Source organism: Methanosarcina barkeri 3 (assembly GCF_000970305.1).
Lineage (GTDB): Archaea > Halobacteriota > Methanosarcinia > Methanosarcinales > Methanosarcinaceae > Methanosarcina > Methanosarcina barkeri_A.
In genome coordinates this window covers 2309178-2324785 of record NZ_CP009517.1, presented here as the reverse complement: position 1 = coordinate 2324785, position 15608 = coordinate 2309178, and the positions used below count along the sequence as shown (strand labels likewise).

The following is a 15608-nucleotide window of genomic DNA, read 5'->3' as shown; positions in this document are numbered from 1 at the left end:
CTACCTTTTTGTTATTTGAGAATTTTTCGGATTTCCTGCATTTTTGCGTTCCAGTCAGGGACATCTTCGGAACTAATTATATCAACAGCCCCACCCTGAAACTCTCCTTCTCCTGCCAGTTCTTCCATCCAGCTCTCAATTTCGAGATAAGACATTTTCAATTCTTCCAGAAGCTCGGGGTCGGGGTTCCAGAGCCCTCTTGACTGAGCTTCAAGGAGCCGTCTGGACATTTCCTCGAGGGCATAGGGGTTGTTCTCTTCAAAAAAGCGGCGCATTTCTTCGTCAAGCACGAAGGTCTTTGTGATATCATCAAAAATCCAGTCATCCACCTCCTGGGTAGAAGCCTCCCAGCCATAGACCCTTCCAACCCTTTTCGAAATGTCCTGTGCGCCTTTATATCCATGATGCTTCATGCCTTCAATCCATTTCGGATTTAAGAGCCTGGCTCTTACGACCCTTCGCAGTTCGTCAGCCATGTCCCTGACTTCAACGTGCTGAGGTTCTCGAGTATCACCAAAGTAAACTTTTACATCTCTTCCGGAAGCCTGCTTGGCTGCAGCTGTAAAACCTCCGTGGACTCCAAAGTAACAGCAGCACCCTAAAAGGTCGTACTCGTCGCTTACCACTTTATTAAAGGTAGCATCCACAGTCCTAAGGCTTGAAGCAAGTTGAGTATGGGCTTCCTTGCCTTTTACATCCTTTCCATATGCATACCCATTCCAGTAAAGGAAGATGTCTGCCAGGTCTTTTTCATCTTTCCAGGCACTTGCATAGACTGCAAGCTGAACCCCGGCCGAATAAGTCCCTGGCTTGCTTGAAAAGATCCTTAAGGTAGCATCCCTGGAACTTGTTCCGTCTTCAATCATCCGAAGACTGTGTTTTCTTGGGTAATTCATCTCCTCAGGTTCATCAAGGGAAGCCACAACCTGGATTGCTTCGTCTATGACTTCAAGACAGTTTGGAAAATTATCCCGTAGAATTCCTGAAACTCGGATTGTAATATCAATTCTTGGCCTGCCAAGTTCTTCAAGTGGAATCACGGAGAACCCTTTCAGCTGTCCATTGCTGAACCATACCGGTTCAACCCCAAGCAGGCTCATAATCTGGGCCATTCCCTCTCCATCAGCCCACATTACATCATTTGCCATCCAGTAAAATCCCACATTCTCAGGATATCGGCCTTCGTCTTTGATGTGCCTATTAATCAGAACCTCTGAGAGCTGCTGTCCTACTCTCCAGGCAGCTTTTGTCGGAATCTTTTTCGGGTCAAGTGAATAGAAATTCCTGCCTGTTGGCAGCACGTCATCTCTTCCACGCATAATAAGGCCTGAAGGGCCTGCAGGGATGTACCCTCCATCAAAGCCGTGCAGAAGAGCTTCAATTTCAAGTGAGTCATCTATTCTGGATTCAAGATCAAGAATCCTGCTGCAAATCGAAGCTGCATCCTGAAGAAGTGCGGAATTTATATCCGGATCTTTGATATTTTGCTCTCCGAAGCGTTTTCCTTCAAAAACTTCTTTGATTATCCTGGTTGGCTCTATTTCAGGGTTATTTATCTCCTCGTCGTTATTTTGCTCTTCAGAGATTCTTTCTTTGACAATCAGTCCTTCAAAGCTTTCTTCTTTGACATCCTGCCCTTCAAAGTCTTTTTCATCAAAAATCTCTTTGATTATCCGGGCTGGCTCTTTTTCAGGGTTATTTATAAATGTTCTTATAAAGTCTTTAGAAAGGGAGTCTATCTCTTCAAGCAACTGTCCGTTTGATTTTCCGTTTTCGGAAATCAGGCTCTGGTCAGAGATCAGTTCATCCAGGTCAAGTCCCAGAAGTTCTGCAATCAACCTCCTAATCGAGACTTTGTTTCCCACACTTCCCTGGTCATCATACCTTAAAACCGAGTTTATGAATTCGACTTTTTTCTCTCCTTCGGGAATCTGTCCGAAGATGTGCATCCCATTATGTATCTGGCTGTTTCTTATTTTTCCAAGAACTTCGTGTGCTTTTCTTACTATTTCTTCAAACGGAGTCTGGTGATCGGCTTTTATCTCGGAATTCAGATTAGATTTTTTGATTTCGTCAAGGATCAGGTGCTTCAGGGCATGCTCACGTCCCCTGTCGTGTTTCACCTGTTCGTATTCTCCAAGCAGTCTGTCAAGTTCTGCCAGGTTTTCGTAAAGTCCTCCTGAGGTCATGACAGTCTGCATATGGTCTATCAAACAAGCAAGGCTCCGGCGTTTGGCAATTGTACCTTCCGGAGGATTGTCCGAATTATAAATATAAAGGTGGGGAATAGTCCCGATACTTATGTCAGGATAACAATCTTCTGAAAGCCCAACTCCTTTTCCAGGCAGGAACTCAAGGTTCCCATGGGTTCCTACATGTACGAGCACATCGGCTCCGAATGTGTCTTCAAGATACCTGTAAGTTGCAAGGTACTGATGGGTTGGCGGAACCTCAGGATCGTGGAGGATCTTGCAGACTTTTCCGTCACATCTGGCACCTGCGCATCCCCGTTTTGGCTGTACGCAAACTACAACGTTTCCGTATTGCATTCCTGTTACAACGATCTTATTATCATAGACCATAGCTGCAGGAATACCGTCTACTTCTTCTCCAGGAGGATTTCCCCAGCCCTCAATTACTCTTTGCCTTACCTTCGGGCTTAGAGTGTTGAAAAATTTCTCGTATTCTTCTTTTTCCACAAAAGCCAGGGCTCCGCCGTTTTTCACTATCTCATTAATAGGAGTCCACCTGAACTCGGAAATTGCTTTTCTCTTGAGAATGGTTTCAATGAGGTCCTTTCCGTTTTCAGGAGGATTGACGGCATAACCTGCTTCTTGCATCCGGTTCAGTATTCTTGCCACGCTTTCGAGAGAGTCAAGATTTGCAGCGTCTCCTACCGAGCCTTCAACACCTGTGCAGGGTCTATTGTGCAGGATAAAGGCAACTTTTCTCCGGTTGATCGGTTTTTTCCTGAGTTCGGTCCATTTTAAAATTCTGGATGCAAGTTTTGAGCAGCGGTCCTCTATAGGAAAACGCCCCATATAGTTTCCTTCTTTTTTGCCTGCTCCTATTATGATAGGCTCAATTCCCCCCTCAAACTCCGGAAGAGCTACACTCCATCCAATCTCACTGCTTAATCCCATTGATTCCTGCCATTCTTCAACAGTCATATAGTGTGAAATTACAGGCTGGAAAATAGGGACATCAAGTTTTCTCAGGACTTCTATGCCTTTTGCTGCGCAGGATATGTTTCTCTCTTCGGTTTTACTGCTTGCAATAAAAAAAGGAGATAGTTTTATAAGACAATCTATTATAGGCCTGCTGTTTTTTATGAAATAATCCTCTATGACCTCATTCATTCCCCTGCTTCCAAGTTCTTTATCTTTCAATGAGTATGCAAAAACAGGGACAACCGATAGATTGAGCTTTTCTAGCTTTCTTATTAGAGCATTCTCTATCTCGAGTTCGTTGTTTACCCAGGAAGTCCTGGAGATAAGCAGACCCACGGTTTTATCTTTCAAAGGCCCGTACCATTTAATATACTCTTCAAGGTTTGAGAATCTATTCTCTGCGTCCGGATGAAATAACCCGTCCCATGGTATCTTTTCAGGTGGTTTTGTTTCAATCTTGCAGCCTAAAACTTCTTTTAAAATATAACGCAGCATATTGGCAAAGTTTTCCTGTCCTCCATAGATTATATAAGAAAAACATGTAGCTGCAATCTCAAGTTTCACCGAAGAGAGGGTAAATGAGGAGGGATCACTCCCTACGCAGATTACGGGTACCCTCGTTTTTAACGGTTCAAGTTTTTCGTAGAACTCTTCCCAGAAAGGATTTGATATATAGTATAGAAAGACTGCATCCGCATGTTCGCATTCAAGAAGTACCTTCTCAGCTTCTTCCGGATTATCTTCCAGTATTTTTGAATAGTGGGCTTCAAGCTCTATGCCAAGATCTCCTGCAGCTTTGAGGAGAGTGGGAATGTAGGAATTCCACGTTATTGAAACAATTTTCATGTTTTTCTCCTCTCATGTAAGAACATGCACTTTATACTCTCCAAGCGCTGTGCCGTCATCAAGCCTTGCAGGAGCTTCCAGGGCTGCAATATACTTGCCATCAGGGGAGATATCAGCTGCTATTGTAATTCCTTTGGTATTATAGACCTGGACAAGTTTGGAATTTGAACCTCCGCTTTTTGATATGTCAAAGACATACACTCCGTGGACATTTCTGTCCTCGGTCACCAGGTTCTGGGATATAGGGACAACAAGATACCTGTCATTCATTGCACATTCCCCTGCATAGCCATCCACTCTCCATTTCCACAGCAGGTTGCCGTCAGTATCATAGGCAAAGATGCTGTTTCCATTAGGATGTTCTATAGGAGCATCGTTGTTTTTGTCTTTGGAGAATGTGCTGCCTATCGAGAAAATAAGGGTATTATTGATAATGTATGCATAATTCGCACTACCGTAAATAGGAACTCCGCTTACTACAACCGGGGTTGAAATGTTTGCTTGCCATCCTATTTCCGGTGTGCCGGTTTCCATGCTCCTGGAATTATTAAATAAAAAGGCTCGCCCGTCACTGGTCATTGTTATTATATTTTTACCATCAGGAGTAATCTGGGTACTGTACCATATTGCAGTATAATCAAAAAATGGTTTAAGAGGCGGGATTGAATAGTTCCAATATTCCTTTCCGGTATTTCCGTCCAGAACATGTACAGTTCCTTCTTTCCATTTGTCGGCGTTTGCAAAGTTGGTAGTGCCGAAAACAGAATATTTTCCGTCAGGGGTTGTATCAACCCATGTAACTCCTGAGTCCATAAGTTCGGATTCGGGGAATTTCCAGCGTAAATTGCCTTCAGGGTCAAAAGAATAAACTTTTCCCAAATATTTGTATTTCTCTCCTATGTAGCCGCAAGCTCTACTGGCAGCAACATAGATGTTTCCTTTTGAATCCAGTTTTATTTTTTTCATGGCTGGCATGTGGTCAAGATCTGAACCCAGGTCTTGTCCTGCTCCATATTTCCAGATTTCTTTGCCATTTAAATCAAAGCAGTGAATAAAAGCGTCCGGACTATCTTCTCCTACTATCAGACGTTTGCCATCCCCTGAAAACTCTATATCTGAAATTCTTGCATCAGCTATGCCTTTAACAAGCTGTGTTTCCCAAACCTTTTCACCTGTTGCAAGCTCTATAAGTTTCAGAGAACCTCCTTGAGTCCCAATAGCAAGATACTTGCTGTCAGGGGAGAATTTAATCATGCCTTCTACATTTTCCGTAGTTTTATCTATCGATCCTGGAGTAACATCTTCAAGTTTTGTAGCGTACTCTTCTTTCAAAGCAGGTTTTTCAGGAGCGTACACTTCCAGATCACTTTTTGCCCCGTTGCCTGTGATTACTTCAAACTTATATTGAGTATTGGGTTTCCAGTCAAAAGCTACAAAGACCTGATTCTCGGTTTTTCCAATATTTATTGACTCTGCCGAATTATTAACAGACGAAATTTTTACCTGTGAAATTTCTGCCTCTTCTTTTAGGGTAATCAGAGCTCCGGTTCTGGAAAATACTATAGAGTCTATGGATACCCCGGCATCGGAATTACCCGTTTCCTCTATATTCTGGGCACCTTCGGAAGCCTGAGCAATTTTACCATTTTCTGATTCCTGGCCTTTTTCAGCGCATCCGGCAGTAATTACAGTTAGAATAAGCAGGACTATCAAAATTTTCCATTTCATTCTCTCACCTGACAATTATTAACCTGTGTTTCCCAATCACATTCCCGTTTTCAAGCTTTAGAGGAGCTTCAACTGCAGCAACTGTGCAGTCGGAAGAAATCGCAGCATCTAAAATAACGCCTTCAGTGTTAAATCTCCAGATTAGCCTTGAATTACCGTTTCCGGATTTTTGGTTATCAAAAACATGAACTCCATGAACCTGAGTATTACCTGAAGACGAGTCTTTTCCAACTGGCAGGACAAAGAATCTCATATCCGGAGAAAAGAAGATCCCTGCACAGCGTCCTCCGAGATTATAGTTCCAGGAAGTGTTTCCTTTTTCAGTATCACACGACACAAGAGAGTTCTCAAGGGGATGTGCCATTGGTATGTTATCGGGATAATAAGCAGGAAGTGTGGCTCCGGTAAGGTAAAGTATCTCATTTTTACTGGAAATTTTTGCAGCTTCCCCATAGGCATAGATATGACTTCCTTCAACTTCCTCTGGAACTGTTACATTGGACTGCCAATCATAGGTGTCCCATGATGTCTTTCCGTCTCCTGGGGTTTTCATGTCCCATGCTGTTTTCCCATCTCCTGGTCTCATCATCTCGGAATCGTAAAAAAGGTATTTTCGTCCATCCCCGGTATAGGCAGTTACCACGGACCCGTCATCTGAAATATCAAGTCCGTGCCAGATAGCTGCAGAAACAAAGTAAGGCTTAAGAGGAGGAATTTCATATTTCCAGCGGAGGTTTCCACTTTCATCCACGGAATAGACAACTGCATCAAGCCCAAGGGAATTTGTCCAGTCCCCGGTTGAAAAAACCACATTTTTTCCATCCTGGCTTGAATCAATCCAGTTTACACTCTGAGCATAGTTTTCGGTTGCAGGCAGTTTCCATGAAAGAGTGCCATCCGGACTGAACCTGTACACCCTTGAAGCCAGCCCGTACTCGGGCTCTTTCCAGTATCGACCTGCTGCAATGTATACAGCATCATCAGCAGCCGTTATTTTGTATATGCAGGGCTGATATTTTGAGTTCGTACTGGTTCCCAGGTCATCGGCACTTCTATAACTGTGAATTTCATTTCCTGTGCCGGCATCCAGAGAATAAATGTATCCGTCAGTACTCTTTTCCCCTGCGAGCAGATACTTTCCGTCTTTCGAGAACGAAACTTCCGAGATATTTCCTCTTAGAGTCTTTTCCCAGAGTAGTTTTTTGCCTGACACGTCAATAACTGTCAGTTTTTTCCCTGTCCCGACAGCTACATGCTTTCCGTCCCAAGAGTATGCCACACAGTCCTGGACAGTCGATCTTCCTTCACTGAGATTATCCGGAGTTATATTTCCAAGTTCATATTCCCAGTAAAGGTAAGGAGAAGATTTTTCAGAAGAGGTTAGGTTTTCCTGACTGAATTGACTGCTTTCATGACCGCTCTCAATTTCTGAGATTTCTTCACTGCTATTGTTTCCTTTTTCATTAGAGGTTAAAATATGTGAAGATGTGCATCCCGAACAGACTAGAAACACTACTGAAAATATAATTATCAGTACAATACTACTCTTTTTCATTTTCAGACTCCTTTGATTACTCTTTGTTATCCGTATATCTTCAGGTCTGAGATACTCAAAATGTTCTGATGTTGCGTACTGTTGTCACCAAAACCTGCACTCAATTTTTCAATTTTTATATTTTCAGCAGGCCCGCAGTACTTTTCATAATCTTCAGCAAGATTTCTTTCAACTGAACTCAGTGGAATTCCTGAGATTATAATCGATGGCGAAAAACGCCTTCGATTTTCCTGATCCCGATAATATTCACCTTCGGATTGAGGATTCATGCTTCCCGCTGCAACATAGTAAATAGACTTGTGATCACTGAATGTCACTTTTAGCCAGAGACTGAATTTATTCAGGTCCTGTCCGTTCCAGTTCCAGGAAATTTTTCCTGGGGATAAGCTCATATTTTTACTCCAAATCCCTTCCCCTGTCTGTGACGAATTTGTTGTTTCTAGATACAGTGCCCCATTTTTGCATCTTAGAAACTCTCCTTCAAAATTACAATTTTTAAAGTCTTCCTGGTATACGTTTTTTTTATCTGGGACAATCTGAGAATAAATTATCAAGCCTGCAAGGCCCAGGACTATAAATCCGAACATTATAGTCTTTCTGGAAGTCATAATTGACCCATATAGGAAGTGATTAATAAATATTTCGAAAATATTCTTAAATCATCTCATATAGTAATAATAAAATAAAAATTATGGTTACGATATCCCAAAATTATAGCTACGACATCTAAAAATTATAACTACTATCCCAATTCGATTTTTCTGCGATACTGAGTTACTATTTTAATTTCTACTCGACAATTAGTTTATTCTTAAAATTCTCATAATTTCCACTATCAGTAAGACCAGGTAATAGTTATTGTTCTCCCAGGTACTCTATGAACTAAGCTTTACGGTTTTATATTCTCCTTCAACATTACGCTTTTTTTTGTATTATAATAATTACTTTTTCTAATTAAAAAACAAAATTGATATATATTGCTACTATATTCTTCACATTTATGACTAATTGCAACAAAATGACTATAATCACTATCTATTTTTATATTATTTTTGTTATCTCAGTTATTTTAATTGCTATTAATCCTGTAGACGGTGCTATTGAACAACGAGGCCCTATTATAGATATTTCAGCCGGAGAACACACAATTCTTAACGGAGAAAATTGCCCCGGGTTTTATTATTCAACTTCTACCGGCACGTACTATGAGTCTCTGGAGCTTAATTTCTCTAAAAACGGGTTTATTGATGCGGGAAATGCAACTTATACCTCAAAAATCGTTTATGGTTCAACGGCTTTCTTTGGGAAGAAATATAAGGTCTTTGAAGATGGTTTGATCACCGAGAACCTTGTTAGCTATGGAAGTCGTGATCTTCAACGAGGAAATGATTATGATCTGGGAAATGGCTACAAACTGGTGCTTCAGGGGGTAAACAATGATTCTGCTCTCATAGAACTTCAGAAAAACTCCGTCCCGGTTACTGCGAAATCTCTCGAAGAAGGTTCAAAGTTCAACTTCAATGCTACAATAAACGGCACTAAGTATACGATTCTGGAAGGAACTCTCGACCGTGTTCTTGACAGTAAGGACCCGATTGTGAGTCTCACGAGTGTAAACCAGTACTCGACCGAACCTATTGAGATTAACATTGGGGATCAGTATGGTAATTTCGAGGTCACTGAGGCTACAGATGAAAAAATCGAACTGAAAAATAGAGTGCCTATCCAGATGAGTCCTGGAGATTATGTCACTATCCTTAAAGATTTGATCGATTTCAGGGTGGCTGATTCCGTATACAGGGCATGTTCTTACAATATGACTAAAGAGGTTATCAAGTCATATCAGATAAAAGGTACATCTTTAACTGTAAACCGCTCGGATTCTTCTCCGGATTCCTGCGTCTGGACTGCTGATTCTTTTGGTATGCTCTATTATGATCTTGAAAACAATTTCAGTACAGAAAGACTTGAACTCAATCTTAATACCGAAGACAAATGGATTCCGAAAGGAGGTCTGGTTTATGAATCTTCACCTGTCAAGGTTCCATATAAAAACCCGGAGATGAGGAATTATGGAGAAAACGCTTTTGATGGTGGATATTCTGTGCTTGGATGGGATGGTGAGAAATATGCATATCTAGGAGACGACCAGGGACTTATAAATGTCCTTATGGATGATGACAATGGCAGAAGTCTCTATTCCGGTGAAGAGTGGAACCTTGGAGAAGGGTATACTCTGAAAGTAGATGGCATAGAGTCGGATAAAGTCCACCTGACGGTTTTGAGAAATAATGTTGCTGTTTATTCAAGTATAATCTCTCCAGGGAAGTCAGCTGATCTGGGTACACATACTCTCCTGTATAATAAAACAGTAAATGGTATTGAAGTCCCACTCTTTTCCGTATATGTGGATAATGTCCTGGAAGGAAACGGAACCTCTGGTGTAAGCCTGAAATATCCTTTACACTTTTCCGAAAGCCCTCTTGAAATAAAGGTCGGGGATATGTTCGGGGCACTTACTGTTGTTGAAACTTCCCCTGAAATCCGGCTTGAAAACGAAAATTCTCTCAATTTCGGTTCGGACCTCGAGGTTACAGAAGAGATTCACCTTGGCTCTTTTGAAAAGAAGACAGGAGAAAATCTCAATGTTACCTTTTTCCCTTTCATGAACAAGGTGGAAAATGTGGATTCCGTTCTTCCTACGGTTACTAAGTGGTCTATCCCGGTTATGAGTGTTGAAGAATACCTTATCGGAAACTGAAATATATTGAGGTTAAACCATGAAAAACCATAATATTACTACTTACCCTTTTACTGCAATAGTCGGGCAGGAGAAAATGAAAAAAGCCCTGATCCTGAATGCTATCAATCCGAAAGTAGGAGGGGTTCTTATCAGGGGTGAAAAAGGTACTGCCAAGTCAACGGCTGTCCGGGCACTGGCTAATCTCCTGCCCGAAATCGAAGTAGTAGAAGGCTGTAAATTCCATTGCAGTCCTCATGATGTAAATGCAATGTGTGAAGAGTGCCTGGAAAAGGTAAAAGCCGGGACTCTTAAGAGTTCTTCCATAAAAATGAAAGTTGTGGATCTACCTGTAAGTGCTACCGAAGACCGTGTTGTAGGGACTCTTGATATCGAACATGCCATCAAGAAAGGGGAAAAGCGCTTTGAGCCCGGAGTACTTGCTCATGCTCACAGGGGTATCCTGTACGTGGATGAGATTAATCTTCTGGATGACCATCTTGTAGATGTGCTCCTGGACTCTGCAGCAATGGGAGTAAATACCGTTGAAAGAGAAGGAATTTCCTTTTCCCATCCTGCAAATTTCGTGCTTGTAGGAACCATGAACCCCGAAGAAGGAGAACTTCGACCCCAGTTACTTGACCGTTTCGGTTTATGCGTGGATATAAAGGGAATCATGGATGTAGCCAGACGGGTGGAACTTATCAAATATAGGCTCAGTTATGAGACCGATCCTGAAACTTTTGCAGTAAGCTGGCAGGCTGCAGAGTCCGAGCTTTGCGGGCAGATTCTCCTGGCACAGAAATTACTTCCTGAAGTGAGGATCTCGGATAGCATGCTTGAGTTGATCAGCCAGATCTGTGTTGATATGGGAGTCGATGGGCACAGGGCAGATATCACAATGATGAAAACCTCAATCACTCTTGCAGCTTTCAATGGCAGGACTGAGGTCCTTGAAGAGGATGTAAAAGAAGCTGCAGAGCTTGTCCTTCCTCACCGTATGCGTAGAAAACCGTTTGATAATCATTCTGATAAGCAGGATAAGCTAAATGAAAGTATAGAGAAACAAAGGGAAAAAGAAAAGGAAAATAAAAAAGAAAAGCAAAAAGAAAAAGATGAAAATAAAAATGAACAGCAAAAAAAAGAGCATAATGAGCAAACCGGAAGATCACAGGCTCACCCAGAAGAGCAGAAATCAGATAGCCCTCAGGACAGCACCGGAGAACAGCCTGATGCTTCCTCGGAAACTATTTTTGCAACAGGAGCGAGTTACCAGATAAAGCAATTTTCTCCCGATTTTCGAAGAAATAACCGAAATGGGTCAGGTCGGCGCAGCAAAACTCTTACGAAATCCAAACAGGGCAGGTATATAAAGAGTAAAATTCCCGAGGAAAAAATCACGGATCTTGCTTTTGATGCTACCTTAAGGGCAGCTGCACCTTACCAGCTTGTAAGGGAAAAAAACGGAAACTCCATAGTAATTCATGAATCGGATTTCAGGCAAAAAGTCCGTGAGAAAAAGATAGGTAACTTTGTACTTTTTGTTGTGGATGCCAGCGGTTCTATGGGGGCTCAACAGCGGATGGTAGCTTCTAAAGGTGCAGTGCTTTCAATGTTGATGGATGCCTACCAGAAACGTGATAAAGTTGGGCTTATTGCTTTTAAGGGAGCAGGAGCAGAGCTGGTGCTGCCGCCAACATCCAGCGTGGAAATGGCGCAAAAATATCTGGAAGAACTGCCAACCGGAGGAAAGACTCCCCTTTCACATGGGCTTATGAAAGGCTATGAAACCATAAAGGCAGAACTTCTGCGCGATCCTGACATTTGTCCGTTTATGGTTCTGATCTCTGACGGAAGGGCAAATGTCAGTATGAACGGTGAACCTCCTCTCCAGGAGTCAAAAACGATAGCTTCCATGTTTCGAAGTGAATGCATACAATCGGCAGTTATTGATACGGAAAGCAGCATAATTAAATTCGGGCTTGCGCAGGAGATTTCAAGTGCTCTTGGAGCCAGATATCTTGCACTTGAGGACCTGAAGGCAGATTCAATAGTTGAAGCTGTTCGAACTTCGGCCCCTTTTGAATTCTCGGTTTCTTCAGGCAGCTTTTCGGCTTGAAGTTCTTCTTTTATGGAAACTTTTAGCTTGAAGTTCTTTATTTTTCATCTTAAATACTATGGTTTCTCGAAAATAGAATTATAATTTTCAAAAGTACAACAAAAGATATATGTCTATCTAAAAACGTAAACCATGCCTATGGATTTCCAGATCTTGGATGCAGACTATGAAGTCATTAATGACAGCAGTCCCGTAATCCGCCTCTTTGGTAGGGGAGAGGACGGGAAGAGCGTTTGCTGTTTTGTTCCCGATTTTGAACCTTATTTCTATCTCAAGGCCTCTGGAGACCTTAATGCCGTAGCCAGGCTTATCGAAGATACTTTCACTCAAGTTAAAAAAGTAGATATTGTTGAGAAATTCGAGCCTATTGGGTATCAGAAAACAAAGACAAAGATGCTCAGGGTTACTACTCACTTGCCCAGAGAGGTGCCCGAAATCAGGGACGAGATTCTGAAGCTTCAGGAAGTAATGAGGGCCGAAGGCAAATGGGAAGTGTATGAGACCGATATTCTTTTCAGAAATCGTTTTTTAATTGACAGAGATCTCGGAGGTATGGTCTGGGTATCTGCAGAAGGGGAAGCCGTTGATCCTGCAAAATATATCCGGACAAGTAGTTCAGGTAGTTCTCGCTGTGAGAAATTCGCGTGTGATGCTTCAATCCTTGCGTCCGGATTCCATAAAGTTGAAAATCTTACTCTTGCTCCCCTGAAGTATCTATCTTTTGATATCGAATGCCTGCCTCTTGATGGAGGAATGCCTTCTCCTGAGGTTTCACCTGTAGTCATGATCAGCTTCTCTTTCGAGCCTGAGTATAAAGGACATAAAACCCTTGTGCTTCTGGCAAAACCTGTGGAGGGTCTGAATTCCGATGTTTATCCCTGCAAGGACGAGACCGAGATGCTAAATCGGTTTTTTGAGATCTTCTGTGAGTACGACCCTGATATTGTAGTGGGATATAATCACCAGGATTTTGATATTCCTTACATAACGGACCGAGTAAAAACTCTGGTTTCAGAAGGGAAATCAATAAATCCTGTTGTCGGCCGGGATGGCAGCAAAATAGGTTACAGAAAATTCGGACTTATTACCCGCACTGAAATGAAAGGCAGGGTGGTTGTTGATGCGCTTCCTCTGGTAAGAAGAGCTTTCAGTCTGAAGCAGTACACCCTGCGTGCGGTTTCAAAGGAACTTCTGAACCGCGAAAAACTGGATGTACCCCCCCTTGAAATGGAAGAGTACTGGGCCGATACGGGGGAAAAATTCAAAAAATTCGTCGATTACTCACGCAGGGATGCGGAGCTTGCCCTTGAACTTATCCTTCATTTAAAACTTCTTGACAAATATATTGCCCTTGCTCAGGTGAGCGGAAGCCTGCTTCAGGAAATCGTTGATGGAGGCCAGACATCGATGATTGAAACTCTTCTTTTAAGAGAGTTTGGCCTCCGCGACAGAGTTCTCCTTCCAAAACCTGATGATGGAGTTTCGGCCGAGAGATATGAAATGAGCTCTGATCTCAAAGGAGGAGAAGTTCTTGAACCTCAGAAGGGACTTCTGGAAAATGTGCTAATTCTTGACTACAAATCCCTTTATCCAACCATAATGATGGCACATAACCTGTGCTACACTACAGTAGTCACAGGTGACCGGCCTGAAGAGGTAACTATCAAACCTCCATCCGGTGGAGAGTTCGTGCCTCCTGATGTTTATAAAGGTATTGTGCCTTCTATCCTTGAAGATCTGCTTAGTCGAAGGACACAGACAAAGAAAAGGATGAGAAAGACTTCTAATGAAAATGAGTACAGAGTACTTGATGCCACTCAACTTGCCCTGAAAAGCTTGCTAAATAGCTTTTATGGTTATTCCGGGTATGCCAGGGCAAGGCTCTACAGCCTGACTCTTGCAAACGCAGTAACCAGTTTTGGAAGAAGTAATATCCTCAATACGCGGGAAATTATCAACAGTACTATAGGAAAAATAATTCTCAGGAATAAAACAGCTCTACTCCTTGACGAAGCCGGAGAACTCTCTCCCCAGGATAGGGTAGTTGAATTGTCGGTTGCCTATGGGGATACTGACAGTGTTTTTGTTCACTGTAAGTCCAGAGAGGATCTATCTCTTGAAGAGATTAGTCTTATAGGTAACAGGCTTTCGAATATCGTTTCTGCGTCCTTGCCCGATCCAATGGAACTTGAGTTCGAGTCCATTGCCAAACGTGCTCTTCTTATTGCAAAGAAGCGCTACGCTCTCTGGCTTTTCGAGCCAAGAAATTCAGGCTGGGAAGACAAGATCAAGGTTAAAGGTATGGAGACTGTCCGAAGGGACTGGTGTGAACTGACCTCGGTAACCCTCAATAAAGTGCTTGAACTTGTGCTTATAGAAGGTAATGTTGACCAGGCTGTGAATTACGTTCGTGAAGTAGTCAGCAAGGTCAGGAATCTCGATCCTGCAAAAGACTCGGATATTATCGAAAGTCTTGTTCTAACCCGCACCCTTACAAAAAAGACTGAAAGTTATAAGAACAAGCAACCTCATCTTACTGTTGTTGAAAACCTGAAAAAAAGGACCGGTGTTGTACCTTCCATAGGAACAAGGATACCTTTTGTCATTATTGCAGGTAAAGGACTCTTTGTTGATCGGGCTGAAGACCCGGATTATGTTAGGGAAAACAACATCCCGATAGATGTCGATTACTATATTAAGAAGCAGATACTTCCACCGGTGGAACGTATTCTTGAAGTTTTCGGGGTCAAGATATCTTCACTTGACTTTGATTCAAAACAAAAAGGACTATTTGATTTTGAAGCTAAAAAGCCTGAAGTAAAGAAACAGGAAAAGCCCTCTTCAGAAAAGGAAAGTAAGGTAAAAGCTCAGGAGCAGAATTTATGTAAGGAGAATGGACATGCAGCTCAGAGTTCTCTTTTCGATTTCTGAAACTGCGCTTTTTGTCCTGAAACTTTTTTGTTCTGAATTTCTGTATTTTTAAAGTATTCAGATTACTTTTACCTTCATTTTCGTATTACTTTACTTTATTTCCAGCTTTTACCTTCATTTTCGTATTACTTTACTTCATTTCCAGACTTTTAACTTCATTTTCGTGTTACTTTACTTCATTTCCAGACTTTTAACTTCATTTTCGTATTACTTTACTTCACTTTCAAATTATATGTTATGCTCACAAACTGGTCTTTAATCTCTGTTCTTTCTTCTGAGCTTCAGTTAATTTTGCCTGCCATTGATCTCTTATACTAATTTTTCCTTAGTGCTATTTCTCTTAATATCTATATTTTTTATAAGATAAATATACTCTACTGTTTTCTATTATATTTTTTAATAATATGTACTTCTCTATATTCTACCAAGCGAATCTTTATATATTTTTCATTTATTGTGCATTGTACTGGAAACAACTTAGGCGAACGTAAATTTAATTTACGACTTGATGGAGTGTCT

At 41.7% G+C, this 15608-nt stretch carries 7 protein-coding genes; 3 read left to right on the top strand and 4 right to left on the bottom strand.

Translation table 11 applies throughout. The features are described 5' to 3' along the window. Positions 1-11: 11 nt before the first annotated feature. The 4 genes from cobN to MSBR3_RS09245 are packed head-to-tail and all read right to left on the bottom strand — an operon-like array spanning position 12 to position 7907. Entirely contained in the window at positions 12-4016 is a 4005-nt protein-coding gene (gene cobN / locus MSBR3_RS09260) for a cobaltochelatase subunit CobN (RefSeq protein WP_048107695.1), read from the bottom strand. 12 nt (positions 4017-4028) lie between these two features. Beyond that, complete coding sequence (locus MSBR3_RS09255) at positions 4029-5744, bottom strand: WD40 repeat domain-containing protein (protein ID WP_048107694.1); 1716 nt, start codon at positions 5742-5744, stop codon at positions 4029-4031. Positions 5745-5748: 4 nt separating this feature from the next. Then, a complete protein-coding gene (locus MSBR3_RS09250) occupies positions 5749-7299 on the bottom strand; it encodes a WD40 repeat domain-containing protein (protein ID WP_048107693.1) in 1551 nt (516 codons plus the stop codon). Between the two features lie 26 nt (positions 7300-7325). Then, the gene (locus MSBR3_RS09245; protein ID WP_048107691.1) at positions 7326-7907 is read right to left on the bottom strand and encodes a hypothetical protein; all 582 of its coding nucleotides are present in this window, start codon (positions 7905-7907) and stop codon (positions 7326-7328) included. Between the two features lie 392 nt (positions 7908-8299). On the opposite strand from MSBR3_RS09245, the gene MSBR3_RS09240 reads away from it, so the two are divergent. The 3 genes from MSBR3_RS09240 to MSBR3_RS09230 all read left to right on the top strand — a co-directional run bounded on the left by MSBR3_RS09240 (position 8300) and on the right by MSBR3_RS09230 (position 15089). Continuing rightward, a complete protein-coding gene (locus tag MSBR3_RS09240; protein WP_048107690.1) occupies positions 8300-10060 on the top strand; it encodes an S-layer protein domain-containing protein in 1761 nt (586 codons plus the stop codon). A gap of 19 nt (positions 10061-10079) precedes the next feature. Next, on the top strand, positions 10080-12158 hold the full coding sequence (locus tag MSBR3_RS09235; RefSeq protein ID WP_048107689.1) for a putative cobaltochelatase: 2079 nt from the start codon (positions 10080-10082) through the stop codon (positions 12156-12158). A 132-nt stretch (positions 12159-12290) separates the two neighbouring features. Continuing rightward, positions 12291-15089 (top strand): DNA-directed DNA polymerase, encoded by a 2799-nt coding sequence (locus MSBR3_RS09230; protein ID WP_048107688.1) that lies wholly within the window; start codon positions 12291-12293, stop codon positions 15087-15089. Positions 15090-15608 lie beyond the last annotated feature (519 nt).

What these genes read in the sequence shown, in the direction of transcription:
- MSBR3_RS09245 (WP_048107691.1), bottom strand. Translation starts at nt 7,907, where the DNA reads ATGACTTCCAGAAAGACTATAATGTTCGGATTTATAGTCCTGGGCCTT.
- MSBR3_RS09230 (WP_048107688.1), top strand. Translation starts at nt 12,291, where the DNA reads ATGCCTATGGATTTCCAGATCTTGGATGCAGACTATGAAGTCATTAAT.
- MSBR3_RS09240 (WP_048107690.1), top strand. Translation starts at nt 8,300, where the DNA reads ATGACTAATTGCAACAAAATGACTATAATCACTATCTATTTTTATATT.
- MSBR3_RS09250 (WP_048107693.1), bottom strand. Translation starts at nt 7,299, where the DNA reads ATGAAAAAGAGTAGTATTGTACTGATAATTATATTTTCAGTAGTGTTT.
- cobN (WP_048107695.1), bottom strand. Translation starts at nt 4,016, where the DNA reads ATGAAAATTGTTTCAATAACGTGGAATTCCTACATTCCCACTCTCCTC.
- MSBR3_RS09255 (WP_048107694.1), bottom strand. Translation starts at nt 5,744, where the DNA reads ATGAAATGGAAAATTTTGATAGTCCTGCTTATTCTAACTGTAATTACT.
- MSBR3_RS09235 (WP_048107689.1), top strand. Translation starts at nt 10,080, where the DNA reads ATGAAAAACCATAATATTACTACTTACCCTTTTACTGCAATAGTCGGG.